This window comes from Vibrio sp. MM46, assembly GCF_027587135.1.
Taxonomy (GTDB): domain Bacteria; phylum Pseudomonadota; class Gammaproteobacteria; order Enterobacterales; family Vibrionaceae; genus Vibrio; species Vibrio harveyi.
Genome location: NZ_JAPPTO010000004.1, coordinates 29,289 through 46,115, shown reverse-complemented (window position 1 = coordinate 46,115; position 16,827 = coordinate 29,289). Strand labels below are relative to the sequence as shown.

The following is a 16,827-nucleotide window of genomic DNA, read 5'->3' as shown; positions in this document are numbered from 1 at the left end:
GCAAGCCCTCCGTATCACTCGAAAAATCCATACCTAACCTTGTGAAAACTCCTGGTTGGCAAACACGCGAAAGCGACTAGAATCGCTCTATTACCCAGATGACGCCAAGATGCTTGGATATACGTACTAGACATAAACAAATACTGGAAGCAACTATGTTAAACATGGATTTTTCACAACGCTTGGTGATTAAAACCGCAGAACAGGAATGGATCGCTAGCCCTGCTTTTGGCGTGTGGCGTAAACCGTTAGAGCGTGAAGCTAAAGAGTCAGGACATACCACCAGCATAGTGAAGTACGAGCCAAACTCAGCGTTTGCTACCCACCCTCATCCGTATGGGGAAGAAATCCTAGTGCTTGAGGGGGAGTTTTCCGATGAACATGGCGACTACCCTGCCGGAACTTATATACGCAACCCTCCGGGCAGCCAACACGCGCCTTTTAGTCGTGAAGGCTGTGTAATCTTGGTAAAACTCAACCAGTTTGATCCAAGCGATATTGAAACGGTACGAATTCATACTCATCAAGCAGATTGGCTACCGGGTATTGGCGGATTGCAGGTGATGCCATTGCACGATTTCGAACACGAACATGTGGCGCTGGTAAAGTGGCCAAAAGGCGAAAGATTCCAGCCACACCGTCACTTTGGTGGCGAAGAGATCTTTGTATTATCGGGCGAGTTTAGAGACGAATTTGGTGAGTATCCAACTCACACATGGTTGCGCAGTCCGCACATGAGTGAGCACTTTCCTTTTGTGGAACAAGAAACGGTGATCTGGGTGAAGACTGGGCATCTACCCGTTAAATAGCGTGCTTAAGCTAACAACCCATCTTGCAGATACGAAAACGGCTCGAAGATTCGAGCCGCCATTGATGAAGCACTTGAAGGATTATGCGCTCATTATTTTTGAGTAAAGCCAGTCTTTTAGTTCTGCACGGTTGTGTTTTAAAGTGTTCATTTCATGGTCGTCGATTGGGTTTCCTCGCAATTCGAGTTCACGGATTTCTTTGTCGAGCGTGTTGTAGTTTTTAGCGTTTTCAGCAAACGCGGAGTCGTTAGCTGTCAGTTGAGTGATGGTATCCAAATGTTCTGGGAATTCATGAGTTAATGAGTGATTTTCACCTAACATAGAGACCTCTTTGGCTGAGTATATTTTAAGTTAAACAAGCTGCTCAAATCTTAAGCAACGCTTAAAATAACCATAGCATTTCAAAGGGGGTGAATTCGTCGATTCGCCCACAAAAACACCAATAGATTGATTTTCAATTTTTCCTATAAAGTGTTTCCCCAACGCCCTCAATAGTCTAATGCGGAAGATGCCACTATGATTGTTTCATATCGAATTCATAAGGAATCTCAGCTATGCAAAAAATCATCCTGATCACAGGCTCTACAGACGGCATTGGTTTAGAAACAGCGAAAATGTTAGTGGCTGACGGGCATCATGTGATCGTGCACGGTCGTAACCAAGAAAAAGTCCAAAACGTAGAACAGAGCTTGATTGACATAAACGCAGGTAAAGTCGAAAGTATTGTTGCGGATTTGTCTTCTCCACGCGCCGTGAAACAGATGGTTGCAGAAATAGCAGAGCGCTTTGGCAAGCTGGACGTCATCATCAATAACGCTGGCGTATACGCAACACCAAACGCAAGAACTCAAGATAACCTAGATGTGCGTTTTGCAGTCAACACCATTGCGCCTTACCTACTGACAAAAGAGTTACTTCCGTTGCTTGGCAATACAGGGCGTGTAGTGAACTTATCTTCTGCTGCGCAAGCTCCTGTTAGCATTGAGGCATTAATGGGTGACAAACCGTTGTCAGACGGTGAAGCTTATGCACAAAGCAAACTGGCACTTACCATGTGGTCACGCGTGATGGGATTACAGTTGAAAAACGTCGGTCCTATGGTTGTATCAGTCAATCCAAAGTCTCTACTTGGTAGCAAGATGGTAAAAGACGCTTACGGCATTGCTGGCGGCGATATTCGCTTGGGTGCTGACATTTTAATTCGTGCCGCACTATCGGATGAGTTTGCACAAGCACATGGCGCTTACTTCGATAACGACATTGAAGCTTTTGCGGCACCTCATCGTGACGCCTTAAACGAGCCAAAGTCACAGCAAGTGGTTGATGCCATTGAAACTGTGATTGCGAAGCTTGTCTAACTCAAGCCAAAATAAATATTGCTATTTTTGTTCAAGCACCTAGCTTCGGCTGGGTGTTTTTTATCTGCATTCCAACAAAATCCCTACCCCTAATTATCAATAAAATCTAAAAACTCATTCGATAAAAACACCAATTATCAACAATTACCAATATTGTTAATCTTCGGTCATCGGGAATAAGGCGACGTTATATTGCGCTTATCCCCACTGTCTTTAGCGAGCGATGGCACTGAATCATCCCGCCTTTAACTGGAGATCCATTTATGAACTATGAGGGCAAAGTTTACCGACCATGGCCGGAATACCGCAGCATTCTTATCCAAACTACACTGGGCTGTAGCATCAATACGTGCACGTTTTGTAGCATGTTTGATGATAAGCGCTTTAAAGTGCGTCCCATTGAGGATGTGTTTAAAGATATTGAGGAAGCGCGCCTTATCTACCCACACGTAGAGTCGATCTTTCTAATCGACGGTAACGTCATGGCAGCACGTACGGATTACTTGCTCAAGATCTTCGACAAACTGCGCTCCACGTTCCCTGAGTGCAAAAAGACTTCACTTTACAGTGGCATGAACGATTTCCGCCGTAAAACCATTGCAGAGCTAAAAGAGCTCAAAGATGCTGGACTTGATATGGCGTATTCCGGTCTTGAATCGGGTGATCGAATTGTTCTAGAGCGCATCAAAAAGCGCATGTCACCAGAACAAGCCATTGAAGGCATGGCAATGGCGAAAGAAGCTGGCATCGAAGTATTGCTCTCTTTCATCTTTGGACTTGGTGGGCGTGAGCGTTCAAAAGAGCACATCATCGCCACAACCGATATTTTGAACCAAATGAATCCTGAGCAAATTGCCCCAATGGCACTTGCGATTCAACCGGGAACGGTGATGGAGCAGGAAGTGAAGAATGGTGAGTTCATTATGCCGACACAACTGCAGGTGTTGGAAGAGGAAAAATACCTGCTTGAAAACCTGAGCATTGATACTTTTTACTGGGGCGACCATGGCAACAACATCGTTCCTCAAAAAGGCTGGCTGTTGGATTCTCGCGACGATTTTCTAAGAAACATCAATCACGCGATTGCGTCTAACCCAATGGCAAAAGACAACGTCATCCAAACCTTTTCGTGGTAATGATGACGGGTTCAGATAAAACACCAAATCCCTAATAGGGACTAAGGAGTGACGCACAATGTCACTCCTTTTTTCGAGCTCGATATTAAAGAAGAACCGACTTGGCGTTAGGGTTAACTCACCGAAGCCGCTGTATGTTGGTCAAAAACATCACCAGCTTGTTTCTTTTGCCAACGGTCAATGACAAGCGTCGCAATCAAATCCCCTTCCACATTGACGGCGGTACGGAACGTATCCAACGGCCTTTCTATCACTAATAAAATGGCTATCGCTTCCAATGGAATACCCGCAACTAGTAGTACTAACTGCATACCCGACATGGAGCCCGAAGGCATGCCTGGCGCACCAACGGAAGAGACCATGGCCATGATAAAGATCATCACCAACCCTGTGATACTCAAATCCACCCCAAACAATTGTGCTAGGAAAATCGCAGCGACACCTTCAAATAGCGCGGTGCCGTCCATATTCATTACAGAGCCGAGTGGCAGCACCATACTGCTGACTTCTGGCGCGACATCTAAATTATCTTCCGCACTTTGTTTTGCCAAAGGCAGCGCCGCCGCACTTGATGACGTTGCGAACGCCATGGCTAATGGGGCTGAAATCGCTTTAAACAGTGCAACTGGAGAAATCCCGGTCATTACCTTAGCAATCGTCGGTAATACCACTAGCCCGTGCACCATCGTGAGCACAAACACCAGTAACGCAAACAACGCGAGTTGCTGAATCAGATTCCCACTTGAGGTCAGCGTAATATCAAACACGATCGCAAAAATAGCAATCGGAGACAGCTTAACGATGCCTCGAATCATGGTGTTGACACTTTTGTTCAGCCCCGAAATCACCGCTAGCAACGGATGACCCGATGGAACAGAAAGCAAAATCGCAACGCCTGCCATAAAGGAGAAAACCACAATCGCCAGCAAGTTACCATTCGCCAGTGCAGCAAATGGATTCACCATCGCCATCTTGACAAGGTTGGTGAGTATGGCGGCACCACTAGCACCTTGCTCGTCAATCAAATGAACATTACTACCCACAGAAACGCTTTGATTAAGTGGTTCCCATGCAGGCAATGCTAACGACGCACCAAGCCCTAAACTAATGGCAATTAAGGTGGTGAAACTGTAGAAAAGCAGTGTTCGCCCACCCAGAGCTTTAAGACGAACGGTTGAACCAATATTGGTGATGCCTTCGACAAGAGAAAACAGCACCATCAAACCCACTACCATTTTCAGTAAGCCGAGATAGACCGTTTTGCCCAACATTAAAATTTGGTAGTAATCACCCGACAGTAAAAGCGATTTTTCGACCAGCCCATGGTCCATAAGAAGAAGGATGGCTTGAGCCCCACTCCACGCAAGTAGGGCAGAAACAAGAAGTTGAACGGGCAAAGAGAGTTGCAAATGACGCATAAAAAACACCTAGCGCCACAAATCCTGATGATTTGGGCGCTCGATAAAAATGAAAAAATGGAATCGAAGAGTCACGGCTTGGATTAAGACCAAGAGCCTTTGTAATATGGGTTCAATAAACCTTTTACGCGTTTAAGCACTACCAAAGCCGACACGCGGAACCAACCGAAAATAACGCGCTGATGCAGCCTAAAGATCGTGTCGTACAAGCGGCGAACGTAGCGTCCACGCAATACGACTTTGTCATTCATCAATGCGCCAACCGCGTAGTCATGCCCAAGCGCGACGACCATCCCACCGTCTTTGAACACAAACGGCTTTAACTCTTTGCCTTTTACTAAGCGTTTAAATTGCTTCGCCAAATGTGTGGCAGCTTGATTGGCAGCTTGCGCTCGTGGCGGCACAATGCTTCCATCTTCTTGTGGGCATTCAGCACTATCACCAATAACAAACACGCTATCATCGAGAGTGGTTTGCAGTGTTGGCAGCACTTTAAGTTGGTTAATGCGGTTACTTTCTAGACCATCGAGATTCGCTATCCAATCCGGACATCGAATCCCTGCTGCCCAAATTTGTAGATCGGCAAGAATGACTTCATTTTCCGTCACGATACGGTCTGCTTCTGCACGTTGAACTTTGGTGTTTAAGCGAACATTAACGCCTTGCTTTTGTAGTTTCTTCAGTACCTTGGCAGACATGTACTCAGCACTTGCAGGTAACACACGATCCGCCGCTTCGATGAGCGTAATGGAAAGTTGAGTACCATTTTGGTAGCGGTTTAATTGCTTGCTGACTTTCGCCCATTCAGCCGCTAACTCAACACCAGTTGCGCCGGCACCCACGATAGAAACACGATGTGAACCACCATTTGCTAGCATTTGCTTCATCTGTTCCCACGCTTTTTCTGCTTGAGAAGCAGAATCTAAGAATAAGCAATGATCGCTCACGCCCGGAATTTTGAAATCGTTACTGATCGCACCAACGGCAATCACGAGGTAATCGTAATCCAGTGTTAACTGCTGCGATAGCCCGGTCTGCTCTGGTGAAAACTCAGTACTCACAGTGATGGTTTTGTTCGCACGGTCTAAGCCTGACATGCGCGCTTGAACATATTGGTAACCGTGGCAAGCAGCATGAAGACGAAACGCAACCGAATCGAGCTCGTTATCAAACGTGCCCGCCGCAATCTCATGCAGTCTTGGTTTCCATAAGTGATGAGAAGATGGCTCAACCAAAGTAACGGTATGGTCAGATTTGCCTGCAAAACTGCTCGCTAAACGTGTGACCATTTCTAGACCCGCAGCACCACCACCGACAACAACAAAATTCGACATACTCCCCTCCCGGAAACCACCCATCGAAAGATAAAAATCAAAAACGCAGCAAATACGTTTGGAATGGCGGGCATTATATTGGGTTGAAAATAAATGATAATAAGCGGAAAAAGAAAATGACTATTACGAATTAGTAATAATAAAAATTAAGCATCTGAGCCAAATGCTAAAAACAAAAAAGCCACCACTTTTCGGTGATGGCTTTTCTTCATTGATGTTGCTTTGTCTTAATTAGCGAGGATCAAGACCTAGCTTTTGTAGTACCAGTTTGAAGTTCTCGCGGCGCTCTTTCACATTGTGAACATCACCTGTCGAACACGTCAGGTCCGGACAACCACGGTTAACGATGCCTGAAACGTCATCGATAAATTGAGAACCTTGCAGACCACTATCTACATACTTCTTCAGCTCATTGTGGTAGTTCCAATCAGCGTACTGACCGCCTTCATCGTTGTATGCCTGAACTGACGTTACCCAGTAGAACAGACCTGCGATCCACTTGATCTCTTTGTTCTCTTCCGAGCTACAAATCAGACCTGGGTTAGAACAGAAGTCTAGCTCAGCATAAAGTGGGTTCGCCGGTGGCGCTTCTACCGTTACGCCATCAATTGTCTTACCAATGGTTGATGGATCAACGTGCGAACGACCTAGGTAGTGGTTAAGCGTACCAAAGTTCTGACGACCTGTGGTTTGGATTACACCACGACCCCACCAGCCACAGCCTTCAACGCTTTCTTGGCTGCTGCCGTCCCAAATGAACTTACCTGCTTTCTGACCAACGTAAGTCTTACACTCGTCGCGTTCCCAAACTTGCTTAGACGTATCTACGTTTTCTGGAACATCGTTACAGTGACCGTTGTTTGTCCAACGACCTGCTGCACCGTTCACCAATAGACCGCGCTCTTCAAGTACTGCATCAGGTGCTGCAAAGACTGGAGCTGGAGCACCATACCATTTCGCATGAGTCAACGCACTGACTTCCATCTTGTCATCACGAGGACAAGAGTACGCATGATCTAAACCTGAAACTGGGTTTACACCGTAATCTGCGTATTTCTGACCCAGTTGACCACAACTTGCTGTCATTGGGTAATCCGCAGGCGCGCCGTATTTCACTTCAGACCAGTTGTTTTCATCACACGCGTTGTAGCGGATGGTCTCTTGCATACTTTGCGCAAGGAACGCAGCAATCGCGACTTTCGCGTATTTGATGTTGGTTGCATCATCAACTTCATCGTTCATCAACCAGAACTTATTGCCCGCCACACCAATGTTGTGCATTGCGTTCAAGCCATCTAAGAAGTCGTTCCACTTGTAAACCGTTGACGGAACCCATTGAGACTGTGGCGTTTCGTATAGGAAGGCTTCGTTATCCATTACGCTTTCAGCATTTGCTAACTCTTGGTTTAGCGCTTCAATGCGAGTCAACGAACCTTTCTCTAACTCTTCACCTACGTAGTACAGTGGCACTTTCGCCGTTTGGTAAAGCTCAATTTTGCTGGTTAGAGCTTGAGAGTCTTGATCAAACATCAATGCAAATACGTTGCTGTACGCGGCTTTACGGATTTGCTGATCGGTTTGAGTATTGCCCATGAAGTAATTTGCGGTTTGCTCTGTTGGCATGTTCGCTAACATTGCAGGCGCATCAACGTAATCTGTTACCTGTTTTACGTATTCAAGTGCGTGATGCCACTGCTCGCTGGTTAGTGCCGTGGTTGCATTCGATTTAGTAAACACCACAAAGTCAGCTTTGTTCGCAGTATCTGCTTTGTAAAGCTCGAAACTATCAAGTAGATCGGCAGTGAAAACGGACGCTTCATCCCATACAGACTGACGACCAGAGTGGGTATCGTAAGCAAACTCGCCAATGCTTAATGACCAACCAAATGTCGCTTGTGGCGCAAGGGTTGTGAAGATCAAGTTGTAAGCATGTGCCCAGCCTTTCACGTCATCGCTCAGTGCGTTGATCGCATCGATATCAATACGGCTACCCGTAATATCAATGGCATTCGTCAGTGCTTGTTTAACCGCAACGGGACCAAAAGATGCACCTTTGTCTTGCGTAGCGAGATCCAGAACATCCGATCGAATCACGACAGATGCAGTACCCGCGTTGTCTGCTTGTTCGATAGCCGACACAAACGAACGTGTCAGTTGCTCTAGGTCTGTGAGCGCATCACTGCTGCTTGCTGCAATAGTCAGTGTGCTTGGTGCTTGAGTGGATGGGCTCGCCACTACGAATGTGTTTGGCCAACCTGCCACTTCTAGACGCACTGGGTCCATTGGGTTACGCAATGATAGCGCTGGCGCTGTACCCGGCTCAGTACCATCACAGTTTAGATGTAATGACCATGAGCTATCGCTGCCAGGAACAGATTGAGTCCAGTACACCGCTGAGTAGGCAATGTTCTTATGAACCATAATGTCGCCGCCTGTTGCGTGATCACCACGAGTCCAGTCTGGGTACACATTAAAATCAACACATAGTCCACCTGTTGGCGGAGGCGTCGGTGTTTCTACTTTTTCAACTGTGATGTTTACACGTGCTGTCGCCGTTAGATTCTCAGCATCTGTTGCGATCGCTTCTAGCTTAACTGCACCGACTTCTGACGCCGTCCAGTTACAAGAGAACTGGTTTGTAGTTGATGCGTTGAAATCACAGATTTGCTTGTTGTTTGCTTTCACGATAACGCGAGACAAATCGTCATCAGCATCCGTTGCACGAACAGAAATGGATACCGCTTCACCTTTTTCAAACTTAGAACCGTTCGAAGGCGAAGAGAAGCTCACTTCTGGCTTAACAAAGCTTGGGGCTGCTTCAACTGCAACTGCGATGCTGCGTTGCTCGACCATTTGGTTGTTCTGATCGAGAACCACCACTTTAAGTGTCGCATTACCCACTTCATTTGGCGTCCAAGATTGAGAATACGTCGTTTGACCTGCTGTGATGTTACGTTGACCTAACTTGCGGTCATTCGCCCAAAACTCCAGTTTAGAGATCAATTCACCATCAACACGGGCTTTAATCGTCGTTGCCTGACCCACCATCAATGCTTGATCCTGTGTAGGCGCGACGAATGTTAGCTCATGGACTTCAGGTACCACTGGTGGCTCAACTGGCTTCTCTTTTACCGAAATGCTGACCGCTTGTTGTTGGGTTAAACCAGAGGTGTCTTCTACTACAGCTTTGATCGTGTGAGTGCCTGCGCCAACAGAAGTCCAAGTTGCTTGGAATGGGGCTTGCGTTACACGAGCAACTTGTTTGTTGTCGACAAAGAAAGTCACAGCTTTAACGCTGGTGTTGGTTGCCGTAACGTTCGCTAGCATGGCAACCGCTTGACCTTCTTCAAACTCAGCACCGTTCACTGGCGAAGCTAATTGAAGAGAAATTTCTGGTTCACCTACTTCACCTTCGCCATCAGCGATCAGACGAATGGTATTTTGAAGAAGAGTCAGATCCAATACACCACTCACACCCAGAGTTAGCTCAATACGCTCACCTGCCGGAAGTTGTGATTTCACCCAGCTACCGCTATCAAAAGCCAACGCGAGCGTGTTCTTGAAGACGTTGCCTTGTGCGTCGCTGGTGAACTTCATGCCCGGGTAGCTGATGCCAGTCGCAGACCAAGAGGGGGTCGACATTGATAGGTTTGAATCAAACGTCACTTTCGCATCACGAAGTTCAACTGGCTTTGAACCGTCGTTCGTTAGGATCACTTTGTAAGTGTTCCACCACTGGCTTTCTGAGCCGACGATAGTTGCGTCTGTGATCACTCCTGCGTGTGCAGCAGGCAACCCCATACCGATCGCCAGTGCTAAAACACTTGGCATGATCGCTAGCGTATTCTTTCTCATAATTAAGGACTTATACAAACAACAATAAAAAGGAAAGGCATTATAGAGGGGGACTTTTTTCGCGTCGCAGCGGACAGATGTAACTAAATGTAACCCAACTTACAGGTGTAAAAGTGCCAAAAATAAAGCGTCTTTTCGCGTCAATTTGACGACATTTCGTACGCAATCGGTAAGCAAACAAAAAACTGGGACTCTAGTTCAAAATTCAGAAAGTGTGCACTGGATAAAACAAATCTATTTTCTGGTGACAATCGAGATAAGAATTTGTCTTCACTTTGCTTTTATGCATCTTAAAATCAATAAGTTACAGAATAAAAACACTTGAAATAATTAGTTACATGTTAGCGAAAAAAACGCCAAAATCAGGGCGTTCTGAAGACACAAATAGGCATCTGAGGTGGTTATAAAGATCGTCTTCACACTTCTTAAATGAAGCGTTCAAAATAAGGCATATGAATGATCATCCAGTGAAAACGATAAGTATAACTTTGCAACAAAACGTCAATATCCGGATTGAAGCACGGTTTCAATTGGAATATTCGATGATAATGAGATGCATTGGATCGGTTTGAATCCAAGTCAGCCCAAAAATAAAATATGGAGAGTGTTATATGTCTTTACGTTTAGTAGCAGCAACCTTTGCACTAGTTGGATTAAGCTTTGGCGCGCAAGCAAGCGCAGAGTGTGAAGTGTCCATCGATGCTAACGATATGATGCAGTTTTCGACCAAAACACTGAGCGTGCCAGCGACGTGTAAAGAAGTGAAACTGACGCTGAACCACACTGGTAAAATGCCTGCGCAATCAATGGGTCATAACGTGGTGATTACTGATACGGCAAACCTTCAAGCAGTGGGTACAGAAGGCATGTCTGCTGGTCTAGAAAACAACTACGTGAAACCAAACGATGACCGTGTTTATGCCTTCACTAAAGTGGTTGGCGGTGGTGAAAGCACTTCTATCACGTTCAGCACTGAGAAGATGACTCCGGGAGGCGATTACTCGTTCTTCTGTTCTTTCCCAGGTCACTGGGCAATCATGCAGGGTAAATTCGAGTTCAAATAATCACGCCTTCATCTAAGTATTCTGGTTTGAGATTCTTAGATCGACATAAATTGAACCTAAAAGAAAAGGGAAGCTGAGCGCTTCCCTTTTTTGTATCTGCTCACCTCGGTCTTAAAATGCAAAGTGATCGTAATCCAGACTCTCTTCTCGCTGACTGTATTCAAGCTTTACAACATCGTCGAAGGGCATTGGTTGATAGAAATAGAAGCCTTGGATCAGATCGATACCGAGCTCTGCCATAAACTCCAGTTCGCTTTCTGTCTCTATGCCTTCTGCCACCGTAACAGCACCAGTAATTTTTACGAGTTTCGCCGTTAGCCTAAACAGCTCACGACCATTTTTGTTGTTGAGATTAAGCACCAACGAACGATCTATTTTCACTTTATCAAAATCGTATTTCGACAAGTAACCAATTGACGAATAACCTGAACCAAAATCGTCCAAGGCAATCCTCACCCCCGCTTCTCGCAGTGTGCTCAACACACGGTGTGTACGATGCTCATCTTGAATCAACATGTCTTCAGTAATTTCAAACTCAACTTGCGAGCAAGACAACGCGCTTTCGTTAATCATCGTCAATACTTTTTCGGTGAAGTCTGGCACCAAGCAAGTTTCTGGAGATAAGTTAATCGAGACCTTAAAATTTGGTCGATTCGCCAAAGGCGCCACTTCACGCAGTGTGGTCTCAACCACCCATAAATCCAACTCACTCATTAAGCCGACTTTGGCAAAGTCCTCAAGAAACGTTGGAGGCGTGATCTCGCCCGTTTCTGAGCGGTGACGAATCAGTACTTCAAGCGACCGAATCTCCCCTGTGCGAGCATTAACCTGCGGTTGGTAGAACAACACGAACTCGCCATGCTTTTTCAGATCACTGATACGTTTTTGTGCCGCGAACTTATTGGTAATTTCAGGGAAAAATGCCCCAGCGACTTTGCCATTGTCTAATCCCTCGTAATTGAAAAAATCATCAGAGACTGACTTTGCAAACAACGTATTCGCATTCCCAATCTTGTCCATTTGCTTGAAGAATGGATAGTAAATCAGCACACCGACTAAGATGATGATCAGTTGTAACACCACGCCAGTCCATGTGTAACCAGTCCCGATGTAACCACTGGCGAGCGGCGGAGTCATCCAGCTAACGATCTCGGTAATCGGTGCCACCAACCCCATTGCTGTTGTAATATACGCGATGACTAACCCCACAACAGGTGCGATTAAAAATGGCACAATCATGACTGGATTGAACATGATGGGTAAGCCATAAATAATGGGCTCGTTAATATTAAACAAGCTCAACACCAGTGCTGTTGCCGCCAAGGCTTTATAACTGCGATTTTTAGTCAGAAACAGCATACACAGCACCAACGAAATGGTGTTCCCTGCACCACCCATTCCTGCATAAAAATCAAAGAAGTTTGTGGTTAAAATTGGCAGTGGTGTGCCCAGCGCTTCGTGGTTTTCTATCGCGACACGAGTTACCTCATAAAGCTCTGACTTGTAAGGGGCAAAAATGATGTGACCATTGATGCCAATCGACCAAAATAGGTTACGCACAAACTCATAAATGATCCCATCAAGCAACGAGTTTGGGTCTAATTTCGGCAGTAACAGATCTGCAATATCAGCGGCACAGAATGCCTGTCCAAGTGCATAGCCCAACACAGTGTAACCAACCACCAAGACTACGGTCGCCATGATGAGGTTGTATGATTGATCCACCACATTTGGTAAATCAGAACGCATAAACCATCTGCGGTTTTGCATGAAGCGTACAGACCAAGCGACGACTGTCGGAACCAGAATCGCTAATGGGTAGTTACTCGGAACAACAGTACCATCTTGCAATAAGCCCCATTCGTTACAGACGATAAAGTAAATCATCAACGAAGGCGTTATCACGTTTACTCGCGAGACTTTTAGCAAAGAGGAAAGGAACTGCGAGAAGTACACTAGAAGCAAAATGGGAAATAGCTTCCAAATAATGGCGCTTGCTGCCCCAACAGTCATACCAAGTTGTTCATAGCCTGCGATCATCAGTAGATTGCTTAACAATGTACTGAATGCAGAAATCAATGAAACAGGCAGCAACATCACTAAGACGTTACACAAACCATTAATGTATAAGTTGGAAGAAATTACAGTAAAAAGCCGATTAATGTATCGATTGTTCATTTGGCTCAGTTAATCCATCAAAGTACGACTCAAAGAGCCGCTCAAGAAATTCGCCGCAATTAAATCCATTTAATTTGTTTCGCAATGAGGGAGAGTTTCGACAAACACGTCGAGGACGGTATCATTCGAGTAACAAAGCGTTGATCGTTCAACGTTGCGAATAGTCACTCAACAAGGGTAGCCACAGCCAACTTGTTGTAATCGACCAAACAGAAAGAGCACCTTTTAAGCCCCTCGGTACTCTTTCGTTTGATAGAAACGCGTTGCTTCTAAGGTCAACGTCGTTCGTTAATTCGCCTGCTATTTAAGCAAGGAGGCGCACATTAGCGCCAGCAAGTCTATATTTCCACTCGACTTTGTAATTGTGACGATAGAAATGGTTTTTCTTGCTGTTCACCAAGAATGTCTAATAAAGGCGATGGACGAGCAAAGAAATAACCTTGCACTTTGTCCACGCCGCAGCGTTTAACAAAGTCATATTCCGCTTGCGTCTCCACCCCTTCTGCCACGACTTCACAATGGGTGATGTGACCTAGTTTCGCAACCAACTTGTAGAGATCTTTGCCCTTTTGATTGTTTGCATCCAACAAAAGTGAACGGTCTAGTTTGATCTTGTCGAATGGGTATTTCAGCAGGTGTGGAAACGACGCATAGCCTGTACCAAAATCATCCATTGCAATACGAATACCCTGTGCCTGAAGCGCTTCCATTGTTTTGATCAAAAAAACCTTATTGCTGAGAATCGCTTCTTCTGTGATTTCAATTTCCAACCACTCAGGAGAAATACCGTAATGGGCTAAACGCGAAAGCAAATGCGGCACAAACTCTTCTTGTTCTATCGTCGCCACCGCGATGTTGATGGCAATACGACGATCTTTCGATAAGTGCATTTTCTGCATGTCTGCCAAGACTTTCTCTATCACCAACTTATCCAGCAATGGCATCGAGTTGAGCATCTGAAAATCACTCACAAACGTCGGCGGGCATAACGTGCCATCTTTATCGATGTAACGAAGTAGCGCTTCATAAGAAAACTCACTGACGTTTTTGGTCGACTGGAGCTTTTGATAGAACATCACTAACTCACCTTCACGCAAAATCGTGGTTAAGCGTTTCTGCGCCGTCGACTTACTGATACTGGAGTTGTTCGACGCCTTTACGTTACTTAGCAGTGATTTAAATATCGAGCTTTCGATACCGGTATAAGCCGTATTCGCACGAAACTGTGCTGAGTATTTTCCTGCGTACGCCAAATAGAACGGTCGATAGATGAAGATGCCCAATACAATGATGAAGGCTTGAAGAATCGAACCTTCTATTTGATTCCCCATCGCCATATAGCCACTGAACAAGGGTGGTGTCATCCAGTTCACAATATTCTCTACCGGCGGTACCAACCCCGATGAAATGCACAAAAAGGTGATGACAAAGCTCACTAACGGCACGAGCACAAAAGGAATGATCAAAATCGGGTTGAAGATGATTGGCAAACCAAACAACAAAACCTCGTTGATGTTAAAGATCACCAGAGGCATCGCTGCCAGAGCAAGCATCAAATGATTGCGCTCTTTAGCAAACATCAGCACACAGAAAAGCAAACTGATCGAGTTGCCAGATCCGCCCATCGACATAAATGCGTCGTAAAAGCCTTGGCTAATCACATTCAGTGACGCCTCTCCGGCCTGCCACGCCATTACATTGGCTTCGGTTGCGGCAAAGATCTGCTGCTTAATCGCAAACAACAGGTTGTGCCCATTGATGCCAATCGAGCCAAGTAAACCCAGCACAGTTTGATAGATCAAACCACCTTTGAATGTCAGCGGGTCTACGCCGAGCTCACGAACCATGCCACCTGACAACGCCATAAAGATCGCCGTGAAATGGGACATCACCAACGCGATGAGCACAAATAAGAAAAAGTGCACCACGTGCTTAAGCAGTCGTGATGAAAAGTCGAGGGCTTGGGGTTCTAACAGACGTATCTTGAAAATGCTGCAGTAAACGTACGTCATTGTCGCGCTCAATAACGCCAACAATGGGTTGTTCGGTAACATGTAAGTCTGTGAAAGACTGCCATTCTCTATTGAGATCAAGTAGAACATGATCAACGAATAGATGATGAACACGGCGCTCGAAACGTTGGTTTTATGGGAAAGGTAGTAACCCGCCACCACGCAGAATGCACTTGGATATAAGTTGATCAGGATATCTGATACATGAAACAGTAGTTGGGAAAAATCCGCTAAGCCAGTAAAACGGAATACGTGTCCAAAAAAAACTGCCAACGCATTAGACAGAATCAAAGGTAACAGCAGCAATGCGATTGACGCCAAATCCGTTAAATAGGATTTCGACGCTGACTGCCACTGCCCCATCAATGCGAATAGACGTTGAGAAGGCGAAAATTTGATTTTAAAGCCAGTTTGCATGAAGCATCTTAATAGTAATGTTATGAAGAGATTCAGCGGTTTAATAAACAGCCATGCGTGCAACCTTTACCGTTAAGTCGTAGAGCCCGTGGGGAGCCAACCATTACGGTACGGACTATCTGAGTAGTCTTAATTGATGTTTTTATTGTGTATTTTTAGCAACAAGCGGAAGTTGTCTGAGGACAGATTGCGGGCGTAATTTAACGATTATATGCGCCTCGATCCATTAAGATATTTTGTCGTAACGACAAATGAGCAATAAAAATAACCCTCACCTTTGATTGGTGAGGGTTAACATTGAGGTGATGATTATTGAGCGAGAACTCAGTGTTCCGGATTCATCGGGAATCGTTGCTCATACAGCTCCATAAAGTCTTTGCGAATCAGGTGTTCTAAGTGGTTGGCTTTGTCCGTTGGACAGAAAATCATGATATGCACGATTTGCTCACCATTGATGTTGCTTGAGATATGGATATGCGGCTCTGCACCCGGAAGATCGACACCGGCGTGTTTTTCAATCATCGCGTTGTAGCGATGCGCGACATCAGCAAAGTAACTGCAATGTTCGTCAATCTTATCGGTCAGTAATGGCAAAATTGGGTATAGGTTGACGAAGTCTTTCACCACAACAGAAAAGTCATGGTAAACGTAACGCTTCATAAAGTTGAGGTTCTTCACTGGGTAGGTGAAAAACATGCTGTTAGGCAACGTCGCGGTTTTTCCTGTGAAGTGGTATTGCCCATGATGCAGGTCGATTTCTTGAATCACTGTCGCCATCATGTTGTGCTCAATCACTTCGCCACATAGCTTACCGACTTCAATCCAGTCACCAATGCGAAATGAACGAGAACTGGCTCGTTGAATCGAACCAGTAAAACAAAGAATAATCTCTTTAGATGCGACAACAATCGCTACTGCAATCGCGGTAACGCTTAGGGCGAACTCGCTGATTTCTGATTGCCATAAGATGAACAACAGGATCAGCGTAAGAGCGAACGTACCGTTTTTGGTTCTCGACATCCAACTGCGTTGTTCTTCCGTAATGAAGGCATCGTCGCCACGAATTCGAGACAGAATCAAACGACGCAGAACAATGATGAACAGCAGGATTAATGCGGAAAATAAAATTTTGTGAGTGAGAAGAAAATCGACGACTAACTGCACTTTCTCCATTACCCGACTCCCTGTTTGGTTTGGATAGGTTGACCTTTGTATGCTAACTACCGCTATGAAAACAGGTAGCTAG

At 45.5% G+C, this 16,827-nt stretch carries 11 protein-coding genes; 4 read left to right on the top strand and 7 right to left on the bottom strand.

The annotated features are described in order from the left end of the window. Positions 1-155 precede the first annotated feature (155 nt). Positions 156-809 (top strand): cupin domain-containing protein, encoded by a 654-nt coding sequence (locus OH459_RS05735; protein WP_269986024.1) that lies wholly within the window; start codon positions 156-158, stop codon positions 807-809. Positions 810-890: 81 nt separating this feature from the next. Here OH459_RS05735 and OH459_RS05730 read toward each other — a convergent pair whose 3' ends face one another. After that, the gene (locus OH459_RS05730) at positions 891-1,130 is read right to left on the bottom strand and encodes a YdcH family protein (protein WP_005452761.1); all 240 of its coding nucleotides are present in this window, start codon (positions 1,128-1,130) and stop codon (positions 891-893) included. A gap of 233 nt (positions 1,131-1,363) precedes the next feature. On the opposite strand from OH459_RS05730, the gene OH459_RS05725 reads away from it, so the two are divergent. Beyond that, the gene (locus tag OH459_RS05725) at positions 1,364-2,167 is read left to right on the top strand and encodes an SDR family NAD(P)-dependent oxidoreductase (protein ID WP_269986023.1); all 804 of its coding nucleotides are present in this window, start codon (positions 1,364-1,366) and stop codon (positions 2,165-2,167) included. A 263-nt stretch (positions 2,168-2,430) separates the two neighbouring features. Then, entirely contained in the window at positions 2,431-3,303 is an 873-nt protein-coding gene (locus tag OH459_RS05720; RefSeq protein WP_017818535.1) for a B12-binding domain-containing radical SAM protein, read from the top strand. Between the two features lie 113 nt (positions 3,304-3,416). On the opposite strand, the gene OH459_RS05715 is transcribed toward OH459_RS05720, so the two are convergent. The 3 genes from OH459_RS05715 to OH459_RS05705 form a co-directional block, all read right to left on the bottom strand. After that, entirely contained in the window at positions 3,417-4,721 is a 1,305-nt protein-coding gene (locus OH459_RS05715) for a dicarboxylate/amino acid:cation symporter (protein WP_269986022.1), read from the bottom strand. Positions 4,722-4,804: 83 nt separating this feature from the next. Then, positions 4,805-6,055, bottom strand: coding sequence for an NAD(P)/FAD-dependent oxidoreductase (locus OH459_RS05710; protein WP_269986021.1), 1,251 nt, complete (start codon positions 6,053-6,055; stop codon positions 4,805-4,807). A 231-nt stretch (positions 6,056-6,286) separates the two neighbouring features. Then, positions 6,287-9,910 carry an Ig-like domain-containing protein gene (locus tag OH459_RS05705; RefSeq protein ID WP_269986020.1) on the bottom strand — a complete coding sequence of 1,208 codons (3,624 nt, stop codon included), beginning with the start codon at positions 9,908-9,910 and terminating at the stop codon, positions 6,287-6,289. A 611-nt stretch (positions 9,911-10,521) separates the two neighbouring features. Between OH459_RS05705 and azu the strand changes: the two genes are divergently transcribed. After that, positions 10,522-10,974, top strand: a complete 453-nt coding sequence (gene azu, locus OH459_RS05700) for an azurin (protein WP_005452777.1) — start codon at positions 10,522-10,524, stop codon at positions 10,972-10,974. Positions 10,975-11,085: 111 nt separating this feature from the next. Here azu and OH459_RS05695 read toward each other — a convergent pair whose 3' ends face one another. The 3 genes from OH459_RS05695 to OH459_RS05685 form a co-directional block, all read right to left on the bottom strand. Next, complete coding sequence (locus tag OH459_RS05695; RefSeq protein WP_269986019.1) at positions 11,086-13,152, bottom strand: EAL domain-containing protein; 2,067 nt, start codon at positions 13,150-13,152, stop codon at positions 11,086-11,088. A 338-nt stretch (positions 13,153-13,490) separates the two neighbouring features. Beyond that, entirely contained in the window at positions 13,491-15,581 is a 2,091-nt protein-coding gene (locus tag OH459_RS05690) for an EAL domain-containing protein (protein WP_017189567.1), read from the bottom strand. Between the two features lie 324 nt (positions 15,582-15,905). Next, positions 15,906-16,754 carry a mechanosensitive ion channel family protein gene (locus tag OH459_RS05685; protein WP_005452782.1) on the bottom strand — a complete coding sequence of 283 codons (849 nt, stop codon included), beginning with the start codon at positions 16,752-16,754 and terminating at the stop codon, positions 15,906-15,908. Between the last annotated feature and the right edge of the window lie 73 nt (positions 16,755-16,827).